Raw genomic sequence first — 11,238 nt, 5'->3', positions numbered from 1 at the left:
TATGAGCTTATTGTCTGTCTTAATCTTCTTGCCCCTATGTGCTGCTCTGTTTGTATTGCTGATACCTACGGTATATAAAACGATATATAAGTATATAGCGGTAAGCATAAGTGTAATACAGCTATTGCTTGCCGCTTATATGTACGCTTCCTTTGATGGCAAGTTACCTGGGGTTTCCGCTTTGGAGAGTTATCAGTTTGTGGAAAAACTTCCATGGATCAGGCTGGAGCTGGGTAGTTTAGGAAGCTTGGAGGTCGACTATTTCGTTGGCGTGGATGGCTTTTCCGTGCTGTTTTTGTTTCTTACCGCTCTGGTTATGCTGATAGCGGTAATCGCTTCATGGAAAATCGATAAGCAACTGAAGGGATTCTTCTCCCTCTTATTACTGCTAAATACCGCAGTTATGGGCGTTTTTGTTGCGCTTGATTTTTTCCTGTTTTACGTGTTTTACGAAGTCATGCTACTACCTCTGTATTTTCTTATCGGTATTTGGGGCGGGGTAAGGAGAGAATATGCGGCTATTAAGTTCTTTTTGTATACCTTATTTGGATCAGTTTTCATGTTGCTGGTCATGGTAGGCTTATATTTTTCGGTTACCGACCCCGTCACCGGCAATCATACCTTCAATTTGTTACACATGATGGATGATAAGAACTACGTCGATGGTGCTCTATTCTCCTGGATCGGTAACTATCAGTTGTTCGGAATATCGGCTCGACTACTCGGATTTATTATCCTCTTCATCGCTTTTGCAATTAAGGTTCCTATCGTGCCGCTGCATACGTGGTTGCCTGATGCGCACGTAGAGGCACCAACTCCAATATCTATTATACTGGCCGGCATATTGTTGAAGGTGGGAGGCTATGGCATCATCAGGATATGCTATAGTATATTTCCTGATATTGCGTTCAACGGTTCGTGGTGGATAGGTTTGATCGGTGTAGTCTCAATCATTTATGGGGCACTGAACGCGTTGGCGCAGCAAGACCTGAAAAGGTTGGTAGCCTATTCTTCCGTTTCTCATATGGGATTTGTACTCTTGGGACTTGCATCATTGACACCGGAAGGGATTAGTGGGGCAATGTTTCAAATGATCAGCCATGGATTTTTGTCCGCGATGTTGTTTTTTCTCGTGGGGGTTTTGTATGATCGCGTGCACGATCGGATGATCTATAATTTTAGAGGTTTGGCCTCTATCATGCCAAAATACACGGCTTTCGTGGCGATCGCTTTTTTTGCATCATTAGGACTTCCTGGTTTTTCTGCTTTTATCGCTGAAGCTTTTACGATTATTGGCGCGTTTAACGCTGAGAGCGTTAATGGTCTTCTACCTAGGTGGATGGCTATTGGTGGAGCGGTAGGTATTCTATTGAGCGCCGCTTATTTTTTGTGGACTTTGCAACGTATGTTTTTTGGGCATACGCGTCTAAAGGGAGGAAGCCAATGGGAGGCTGCATTGACGGATGTTGGTCGGCGAGAAACATGGGCACTGGTTCCAATGGTTCTATTGGCCTTGTTATTTGGCATTATGCCATCCCTTGTTTTTGACAAGATAAATGCTTCCGTACTTTCTTTAATCGAACTGGTCAGTCGCGTAAATCATTAGTGTTGTTTATGAGAGCGTATATTCCGCAAATCAGTAATTTGTTAAACGGCGTTTGGGAAGGGTTGCCTTTCCTTTTACCCGAATTTATATTGACGATTACTTTTCTGATGACTATTTTCTCAGGCATTGCACGGAAGGAAAAATCCACGCTTACTTGGTGTTTTACTTTCATAGGTATAACCCTGGCTGGTATTACCGCAGTTATGCAGCGCTTTTCTCCTGCTGTTGAACCCGTTTTTTTCGGAATGATTCTACCGGATACGCATGGAGCAACACTCAAAGCACTTGTTAGTGTAGTTTGCTTACTGTTTTGTGTGTTCGTGTATTATAATCAGCCGCTGAGAAAGCACCCAAAGAAAATAGATGATTTACTGAGCGTACTGTTGGCGATTCATATTGGCTTAAATTTAATGGTTGTTGCTGTGAATTGGCTGATGGCTTATATAACAATAGAAATGGTATCCATAGGTTCCTATATTATGGTGGCTTATTTATCGAGGAATAATAAGCAGAGTGAGGCCGCCATGAAATATGTTTTGTTCGGCACGGTTTGCTCAGCGATTATGCTGTATGGACTTTCTTTTTTTTATGGATATACCGGAAGTCTCAATTTCGTTGACCCGAAACATTTAGCCAGCTTGATGAGCATGCCGCTCCCCGTGTTTATCGTTGCCGCACTTTTTGTATTAACGGGCATCGGGTTTAAACTATCCTTTGTTCCTTTTCACTTTTGGAGTCCGGATGTTTATCAAGGAGCAGCTACACCGGTGACCGCTTTTTTGTCAACGGCTCCAAAAGTAGGTGCAATTATGCTTTTAGGACGCTTTGTTTTAGCTTGGTCTCAAAGCACAGTAGCATTACCGATGCCGCTATTTTACCTGTTGGCTGTCGTCGCTATAATTAGTATGCTTTTAGGGAATCTAGTGGCGATTAGACAAAGTAATATGAAGCGGATGATGGCTTATTCATCCATTGGACACACAGGTTTTCTGGTTATGATTATATTAACGGATGCTGAGCGTTCATTTCCGATTCTTTTTTTCTTTTTGGTTTCTTATGTGGTAATGAATATGGGCGTGTTTATGCTTGCCGATTATTTGGAAGAAAAGTTTGGTTTTACGGAAATTACGCAATACGAAGGACTTGGGAGATCAAATCCGTTAATTATGGGCGTGTTAACCTTATTTATGGTGTCACTCGTCGGCTTACCACCGACAGTAGGTTTCGTCGCTAAATTGCTTACCTTTTCGGCTGTACTTAATGCCTATGAAAGCAACGCAAATCCGGCTTGGCTATTTCTATTGATTACCGGGGCCATTACTACTGTCGTAGCCTTATTCTTTTATTTCAAGATTCCCCTACAAGCTTTTCTAAAAAATACAAACATGGAACCGAAGCAGTCGGGAACAATGAACGGCTTGCTTATTGTAGCCTTTCTTTTATGCTTGTTAACGCTTCTGTTTGGAATATTCCCCGCTTTTCTGCTTGATTTACTTTAAAACTAGCGTTTTTGATTTTTGGTTAAATAAGTAGTTGGCAAGCATTCCGGTCCCTGCCTATGGCTAGTTAATCGATTTTAAACCGCTCTCTTTTTTCATTGTTTTCTCCACTTTCTTTTTTGTTCTTTTTTATTTGCTGTTTTTTACTCGAAAATCAATTCATTCTGTGTTGTTTTTGGTGTGGTTTTATATTTTCATGTACGTTTTTCTTTTTATTTTGTGTTATTTCTAATTTATTTTGATTTTTTGTATTAAAAAAATACAAATATGTGTTTTGTTTTTGAAATATTGTATATATTTGGCCCAACTTATGTTAAAATATAATATGAATTCGAAAAAATCAACTGTTCCTTTTATTTTTCTTTTGCTTGTAGTGCTGTTAGCGCTAATTTTTCCATCAGTTCCTCTATCTGGGGGTGGAGCTACTGCGGAATACGATGGTGCAGATGTGGCTTGGATGCTAACGTCTACCGCTTTAGTATTGATCATGACTCCGGGATTGGCCTTTTTTTATGGGGGGATGGTGAAGAAAAAGAATGTAATTTCGACCATGCTGCAAAGTTTTATCTGTATGTGCATCGTGGCCGTTATTTGGGTCGTATTCGGTTTTAGTCTGGTATTTGGCGAATCATGGCACGGAATTGTCGGAAATCCCTGCACCTTTTTTATGTTTAAGGGCGTGTTGGACGGACCAAATTGGGTGGGAGCTCCTACGATTCCATTGGCCGTCTTTGCTATGTATCAATTAAAATTCGCAATCATCACACCTGCGCTTATAACAGGAGCTTTCGCTGAACGTATTCGGTTTACTTCCTATATTTTATTTGTTTGTTTATTTTTCGTCTTTATATATGCTCCTTTAGCCCATGCCACCTGGCATCCCGAAGGTCTGCTGGCAAGCATGGGGGTGTTAGACTTTGCAGGAGGGACGGTGGTGCATATGTCGGCCGGTGTAACTGCGTTCATGTCTGCCATCTTCTTGAAGAGGGGGAATAGCAATGGACATGATCCCGCCCGTGTTACTTATGTTTTAATTGGTATGGGGCTATTATGGTTCGGATGGTTTGGTTTTAATGCAGGTTCTGCTTTTGGAGCAAATCACTTGGCCGCATCAGCCCTGGCCACAACCACTACAGCATCGGCTGCTGCGGCACTGGCTTGGATCTTTTTTGACGCGGCACGGGGGAAGAAGCCTTCCGCTTTGGGCGTTTCAATCGGCGTAGTAGTCGGTTTGGTTGCCATTACCCCAGCGGCGGGCTTTGTTACGGTTCCGCATTCGTTGATTATAGGGGTTGTGACGGCAATTATATGTAATTTACTGGTTGAATGGCGTACTACACGTTCGAATGTGGATGATACGTTGGATGTTTTTCCAAGTCATGGTGTTGGCGGAATGGTTGGTATGTTGCTAACAGGCGTTTTTGCTTCAAAGCACGTTAACCCAATAGTGGCCACCGATGGGTTGTTTTTTGGCGAAACCTCCTTGTTTTGGGCGCAACTTATAGGATTGATAGGGTCTGTAGCCTATACATTTATTGTAGCATTTGTTTTATTGCGTGTGACAAACGCGATCAGCAAGTTACGTGTTTCTCCTGAAGAGGAGGAAATGGGATTAGATATTAGTCAACATGGTGAGAAACTCTAATTAACCAAACCAATATCTTCAGACAGCAGTGTTTGAATCAGTGAGCCTCTTGATGGGAGAGGCTCCAATTTTTTTACATAGGGGTGTTTATTTTTAGGTCGCTTTCTTTTTGCAAAGTTGTTTAAATATGTAATTTTGCATGCTCAATTCCAACTATGAGTGACTCAATCAAACACGAGTGCGGCATCGCATTAATCCGCTTGCTAAAGCCTCTTTCTTATTATCAGGAGAAGTACGGTACCTCTCTGTACGGCATCAACAAACTTTATTTATTAATGGAGAAGCAACATAACCGAGGCCAGGATGGAGCCGGTATTGCCACCATTAAGTTTGATATTAAGCCGGGTAATCGGTATATCAGCCGATATAGAGCAATGGGACCAAGTGCTGTTTCGGAAATTTTTGAATATGTTCAACGGAAGTTTGCGGCTATTCAACAAGCTGAACCCGAACTCTTTCAAGATTCCCATTGGTTAAAGGAGAACATGAGTTTTGTTGGCGAAGTCCTACTGGGACACTTGCGTTATGGAACCCATGGCAAAAATAGCATTGAAAATTGCCACCCCTTTTTGCGACAAAACAATTGGATGAGTCGTAATTTAGTAATAGCCGGTAATTTCAATATGACTAATGTCGATGAATTATTGGAACAATTGTTTGAATTGGGGCAACATCCAAAAGAACAGGCTGATACTGTGACGGTTTTGGAGAAGATAGGCCATTTTTTGGATACCGAGAACCAAGAGCTTTTTGATAAATTTAAAAAAGAAGGATATTCCAATGTTGAAATAAGTGCGCTTATTGCAAAAAATCTTGACGTTGCCAATATTCTTCGTCGTTCTGCAAAAACATGGGACGGTGGCTACACCATTAGTGGTATTTTCGGCCATGGAGATGCTTTCGTTATGCGCGATCCGGCAGGGATTAGACCGGCGTACTACTATTATGATGATGAAATAGCGGTGGTTACATCAGAACGCCCGGCTATTCAGACCGCTTTCAATATCAAATTTGAAAATATTCGCGAGATTAAACCGGGGCATGCGCTTATTATCAAAAAAGATGGAACAATTACCGAAGAAATGTTTCGGGAACCGGAAGAACAAAAGTCCTGTTCTTTTGAGCGTATCTATTTTTCACGGGGTAGCGATGCCGAGATTTACCAGGAAAGGAAACAGTTGGGAAGGTTGTTATGCCCCAGTATCTTAGAAGCGATCAATCACGATATAAAAAATACCGTTTTTTCCTTTATTCCAAATACTGCTGAAGTAGCTTTTTATGGTGTGACGGATGGAATTAACGAGTATGTTCGTAAATTACAGAAAGATACCTTATTAAAACGGACTGATAAGATATCGGACACCGAGTTGGAGGATATGCTTAATATATCGCCTCGTTTTGAGAAACTGAGCATTAAAGATGCGAAGTTACGAACTTTTATTACGCAGGATGCGGATAGGCAAGATATGGTGGCTCACGTATACGATACAACCTACGGTGTGGTGAAGAGCGGTGAGGATACCATTGTGGCCATTGATGATTCCATCGTACGTGGCACGACCTTAAAACAAAGTATCTTGAAAATTTTGGATCGCTTAAATCCGGTGAAGATTATCATTGTTTCATCTGCTCCGCAAATACGTTATCCTGATTGTTATGGTATTGATATGTCTAGAATGGGTGAATTTGTTGCTTTTGAGGCTGCCATTTCACTATTGCGAAAAAATGGCATGAATTACATCATTGATGACGTATATCAAAAATGTGTGGAGTCATTGGATATGGATAAAACATTGGTGCCAAATCATGTCAAAGCTATTTATGAACCATTCACATATGAGGAAATATCAGGTGAGATTGCGCGTATCGTGACTCCGATTGATATCAAAGCAAAGGTAGAAGTGATTTACCAAAAGTTGGAAGATTTACATATCGCTTGTCCGAAGAATAAAGGCGACTGGTACTTTTCAGGGGATTACCCGACACCTGGTGGGAACAAAGTAGTCAACCGCGCTTTTATGAATTGGGTGGAAGGTAAAAACGTACGTGCCTACTACTCGGCTTAGTACAGTTAAAAGCTAAATAGCAAAAGATGGAAAACAGGTCGGGTTTATCTCAGCCTGTTTTTTTAATAAAAAGTTTTCTTGAGCATATGAATGTATGCTACCCGGATTTTTAGAATAAACGAATAGCTAATCCGTTGCTTATGGGCAGTCGACGAAAATGGTACCGTTAAAATAGGGGAGGTAAAAACCTTCCATACAGCTTCCCTACTAACTAAACTAACTACTTCCTTATTCCTTAGATAATCGTATGCGTAAACACCAACTCATACATCAATCGCAAAGCAAAAACGATAATGAGCGCACCGGCGAACTTATTGATTTTATTCAATGTGCATTCTTCGATTTTATGACTTAGCTTGTCGGCATAAAAAGCTTTCAACGAATCAATGCCTAGCTGAGTGAAAAGTACACAAGCAAAAAAAGGTACGATTCGCTTTAAATCAAAGGTATTACTGATAGAAACAACGCCACTTGTCACACTAATCCAATAAAGTAGCAGTGTTGGGTTGAAAATACACATGGCTAACCCCTTAATAAAGTATCCACTATGCTCCTTTTTAGATAGACACTTCGTGCGTTTGATGGTGACTTTTTTGCGAATATAATGAATGCCTACACCTAGTAATACAAAGCTGCCAATAATGCCAAGAGGTAAAAGAATCTCTTTTTCACGAGCAATGTAAGAAGATCCATATAGGGCAAGTGCTACATACATGACATCGGCTACGAATACGCCAAATGCAAAAGAAAGACCACCATAGAAGCCTTTTTCTATACTTGTTTTCAGTAATGCGAAGAAAGCCGGGCCGGTCAGAAAAGATAAAATAATTCCTAAACCAACACCGGAAATGATTATTTCAATCATATTTTCATTACTTGGTTGAGCTGCAAGTATAAGAAAAAAATATTAAATGGAAGTTTCTGTTGAAAAAAGTCACAGGAATTTTGGGCTTTAATTCTATTTTTGTAACACTGTTAAGTAAAGTTATTTACGCTTGAGGCCCCTATTTTTTTATCATTAAGTGGCTCTGTAACAGTTTTGCAATGTAACAATCAGAAGAGATGACAAAACCTAGTTTTGATGAAATATTTATGAATTTGGCACTCGAGCTTGCCGAACGCTCTCATTGTGTAAAGGCGCATGTAGGGGCAGTATTGGCAAAGGATACCAGAATTATATCGATCGGATATAACGGACCTCCGTCCGGGACGCATAACTGCGATCAAGAGTGGCCATTGGAAGGGTGTGCTCGCGATTCCAAAGGAAGTTGTTCATTGGCTTTACATGCCGAGGAGAATGCCATTTTATATGCGGTAAAAAATGGAGCGGGTTTACAAGGGGCAACCTTGTATACTACGTTATCACCTTGTTTACCCTGCGCTCGGTTAATTTACTCAGCAGGTATCGTCAAAGTGCTGTATAAATACTCTTATGCTGAATATAAAGGCTTAACATCGGATGAGGGTGTCGACTTTCTGAATAGATTTGGAGTAAATGCGGTTAAATTTTAGCTCTTCCTGCCAATCATGACTACAAAGTTGTGGTATCTGTAAATACAATCCACTTCATTAAAGCCGATCCGTTGCAACTCGTTTAATTGCCAGGATAGGGGAGCAAGCTTATCCATAGCAGTCCGTTTAAACGCATTTTGTATGGCTTCTTGACTCAGTCCTGATTCAATAACCGAACGACGCCATTGATCTTGGTAAAAATTGTCGATCGCCGGTGTACGACCTTTTACTTGGTCGGCATTAATAAACAAGCCGTCTGGCTTCAAAGCTTTAAAGATCCGTTGGTAAAGAATGGATTTTTCCTGATCCGTTAAATGATGGATTGAGAGCGAAGAAATAATGATATCATATTTTCCGGGAAGAGAACGTTCCCTGTAATCCATCTCCAGGTAAGAAAAGTGACTTAAACCGGTAAACCGTCTCTTCGCAACAGCAAGCATCTCAGGCGATATGTCGAGCAGCGTATACTTTAGCTTTGGATTAACTTGATAGACGAAGTAAGAAAATAAGCCGGTTCCCGCTCCGATATCCAACAGATTTTCTGCATGGTAATGGTTCTGTATCAGTGGAAGACTGATATGATAGAAGTCCTGAAAGCAGGGGATTAATTGTTCGCGCTCTTGGTCATATTTTTCTGATATCTCACCAAAGCGCCTTCGTATTTCATCCATAGAAATGCCTTAGATATAACGTGAAGCCTTTTATAGTACCCTTAAAAGTACGACGAAAGCAAATGACGACCTAAGAACGAAGATAACAAATATTCAAATTCGTAAAAAGGCAAAGCAGTAACAATTGCTATGCATTAATGTGAATTTTGGCCAAACTGCGAAGGCCTCTATCTCTTTATACGGGCGTAGATGTTTCGCTGGCCTCGGTTATTCGCTCCGAAGCTATTACTGTGGCTTAAGATAAGGACTAAATATTTGTGAAAAAAGGGCTTTTTGTCTATTTTGGCGCCAAGAGAAATGAAATTACATGGGATATAAAAGCTTAGCCGAATGTGTAAGAGATTTGGAACAAAATGGACACCTAGTGCGGATTAAAGAGGAGGTGGATCCCTATTTGGAAATGGCTGCGATTCATTTGCGCGTATATGAGCATCGTGGCCCAGCTCTTCTGTTTGAGCGAGTAAAAGGGAGCAAATTTCCTGCGGTGTCTAACCTGTTTGGTACGCTCGAGCGGTCGCGCTTCATGTTTAGGGATACCCTTCATAAAATGAAATTGATGGTCGATCTTAAAATGGATCCCATGCGAGCGCTTAAAAACCCGTTAAAATATGCCAGCATTTCTTTAAATGCATTGTCGGCTCTACCCATGAAAGTTGGTAAGAATAGTCCGATAAACTATGGTAAGACGACGATCAGTGCATTACCGCAGGTTGTTAATTGGCCAATGGACGGGGGGGCTTTTGTTACCATGCCGCAGGTTTATACGGAAGATGTGACAAAGCCTGGGATTATGCAGGCCAATTTAGGCATGTACCGTATCCAACTTGGTGGAAATGATTATATAAAAGACAAGGAAGTAGGGCTTCATTACCAACTCCATAGGGGAATAGGTGTGCATCAGACAAAGGCCAACGAACTTGGAAAACCACTCAAAGTGAGCATCTTTGTTGGAGGGCCCCCTGCTCACCCTTTGGCAGCCGTAATGCCTTTACCGGAAGGGCTTTCAGAAATGATTTTTGCGGGTGCACTTGGTAACAGAAGGTTTCGCTATTTTTACGACAGTGAAGGATTTTGTATTTCCGCCGATGCCGATTTTGTTATTACAGGAACAGTGTATCCCAATGAAAATAAACCCGAAGGGCCTTTTGGTGATCATATTGGCTATTATAGCTTAGTACATCCGTTCCCACTGATGCATGTACATAACGTGTATTACCGCAAGCATGCTATTTGGTCTTTCACGGTAGTCGGTAGACCTCCACAAGAAGACACAAGCTTTGGCGAATTGATTCATGAAATTAGCGGCCCGGCTATTCCTAAGGAAATCAATGGTCTGCATGCTGTTCATGCCGTGGATGCGGCTGGCGTACACCCGCTGCTTTTTGCCATTGGTTCGGAACGATATACGCCTTATCTTAAAATCGATAGACCGCAGGAGATATTAACCATAGCCAATCAAGTATTGGGAAAAAATCAGTTAAGTTTAGCTAAATACTTGTTTATAGCGGCGAAAGAGGATAATCCTTCATTGAATATACATGATATTCCGGCTTTTCTTATGCATGTACTGTCACGAATGGATTTTGCAAGAGATCTTCACTTTCATACACGGACAACGATAGATACCCTCGATTATAGCGGCGAAGGACTTAATTCGGGATCAAAGGTAGTCTTTGCCGCTGCGGGGAATGTAAAGAGGATCTTGTGGCCGGAAATGCCTGCCGGCCTAGATTTTCCCAGGAACTTTGCACAAAAAAAAATAGTAGTCCCCGGTGTACTGGCTGTTCAGGCAGCTCCTTTCACTGCTTATCCGCAAGCGAAAGACGAACTGGAAGTGTTTGCAAAAGAGCTCACATCCATGGATTTAAGCGGCATTGCTTTAATTGTGCTTTGCGATGATCTGCAATTTACGGCTGAAAATATCAATAATTTCGTTTGGGTGTGCTTTACACGAAGCAATCCTTCGCATGATATTTATGGCGTCAATAGCTTTGTCGAGTATAAGCATTGGGGATGTAAGGGGCCACTGATTATTGACGCGCGTAACAAACCTCACCATGCACCACCTCTGGAAAAGGTGCCCGAAATCGAAAAACGGGTTGATCAATTAGCTAGTCGGGGAGGGTCTCTGTTCGGAATTATTTAGAAACGCTTCTCAATCAGCAAGAAATAGTGAAAAATAATATTCATTAATTTGGACTGATTATACATAATCGCTATATTCGCATTGGTAAAATTA

8 protein-coding genes are annotated in these 11,238 nt (G+C 41.3%); 6 read left to right on the top strand and 2 right to left on the bottom strand.

Going from position 1 to position 11,238, the window contains the following annotated elements; genetic code table 11:
- Position 1: 1 nt before the first annotated feature.
- The 4 genes from M1D52_RS20060 to M1D52_RS20045 all read left to right on the top strand — a co-directional run bounded on the left by M1D52_RS20060 (position 2) and on the right by M1D52_RS20045 (position 6,816).
- Positions 2-1,606, top strand: a complete 1,605-nt coding sequence (locus tag M1D52_RS20060; protein ID WP_437393175.1) for a complex I subunit 4 family protein — start codon at positions 2-4, stop codon at positions 1,604-1,606.
- Positions 1,607-1,614: 8 nt separating this feature from the next.
- A complete protein-coding gene (locus M1D52_RS20055) occupies positions 1,615-3,105 on the top strand; it encodes an NADH-quinone oxidoreductase subunit N (protein ID WP_437393176.1) in 1,491 nt (496 codons plus the stop codon).
- Between the two features lie 325 nt (positions 3,106-3,430).
- A complete protein-coding gene (locus M1D52_RS20050) occupies positions 3,431-4,750 on the top strand; it encodes an ammonium transporter (protein ID WP_013665490.1) in 1,320 nt (439 codons plus the stop codon).
- Between the two features lie 155 nt (positions 4,751-4,905).
- Positions 4,906-6,816, top strand: coding sequence for an amidophosphoribosyltransferase (locus M1D52_RS20045; protein ID WP_013665491.1), 1,911 nt, complete (start codon positions 4,906-4,908; stop codon positions 6,814-6,816).
- A gap of 235 nt (positions 6,817-7,051) precedes the next feature.
- On the opposite strand, the gene M1D52_RS20040 is transcribed toward M1D52_RS20045, so the two are convergent.
- A complete protein-coding gene (locus tag M1D52_RS20040; RefSeq protein WP_013665492.1) occupies positions 7,052-7,681 on the bottom strand; it encodes a LysE family translocator in 630 nt (209 codons plus the stop codon).
- A gap of 197 nt (positions 7,682-7,878) precedes the next feature.
- Between M1D52_RS20040 and M1D52_RS20035 the strand changes: the two genes are divergently transcribed.
- Entirely contained in the window at positions 7,879-8,328 is a 450-nt protein-coding gene (locus tag M1D52_RS20035) for a deoxycytidylate deaminase (protein ID WP_013665493.1), read from the top strand.
- Here M1D52_RS20035 and M1D52_RS20030 read toward each other — a convergent pair.
- On the bottom strand, positions 8,325-8,999 hold the full coding sequence (locus tag M1D52_RS20030) for a class I SAM-dependent methyltransferase (RefSeq protein WP_013665494.1): 675 nt from the start codon (positions 8,997-8,999) through the stop codon (positions 8,325-8,327). The two genes, M1D52_RS20035 and M1D52_RS20030, sit on opposite strands and share 4 nt — an antisense overlap.
- Before the next feature lie 307 nt (positions 9,000-9,306).
- Here M1D52_RS20030 and M1D52_RS20025 point away from each other — a divergent pair, with 307 nt between their 5' ends.
- Positions 9,307-11,145, top strand: a complete 1,839-nt coding sequence (locus tag M1D52_RS20025; RefSeq protein ID WP_437393177.1) for a UbiD family decarboxylase — start codon at positions 9,307-9,309, stop codon at positions 11,143-11,145.
- The last annotated feature ends 93 nt before the right edge of the window (positions 11,146-11,238 follow it).

This window comes from Olivibacter sp. SA151, assembly GCF_054130995.1.
Note: the sequence above shows the minus strand (reverse complement) of the source record. Positions and strands in the feature narration are given on the sequence as shown.

Coding starts and splice junctions, on each gene's coding strand:
- M1D52_RS20060 (WP_437393175.1), top strand. CDS start 2: ATGAGCTTATTGTCTGTCTTAATCTTCTTGCCCCTATGTGCTGCTCTG.
- M1D52_RS20055 (WP_437393176.1), top strand. CDS start 1,615: ATGAGAGCGTATATTCCGCAAATCAGTAATTTGTTAAACGGCGTTTGG.
- M1D52_RS20050 (WP_013665490.1), top strand. CDS start 3,431: ATGAATTCGAAAAAATCAACTGTTCCTTTTATTTTTCTTTTGCTTGTA.
- M1D52_RS20045 (WP_013665491.1), top strand. CDS start 4,906: ATGAGTGACTCAATCAAACACGAGTGCGGCATCGCATTAATCCGCTTG.
- M1D52_RS20040 (WP_013665492.1), bottom strand. CDS start 7,681: ATGATTGAAATAATCATTTCCGGTGTTGGTTTAGGAATTATTTTATCT.
- M1D52_RS20035 (WP_013665493.1), top strand. CDS start 7,879: ATGACAAAACCTAGTTTTGATGAAATATTTATGAATTTGGCACTCGAG.
- M1D52_RS20030 (WP_013665494.1), bottom strand. CDS start 8,999: ATGGATGAAATACGAAGGCGCTTTGGTGAGATATCAGAAAAATATGAC.
- M1D52_RS20025 (WP_437393177.1), top strand. CDS start 9,307: ATGGGATATAAAAGCTTAGCCGAATGTGTAAGAGATTTGGAACAAAAT.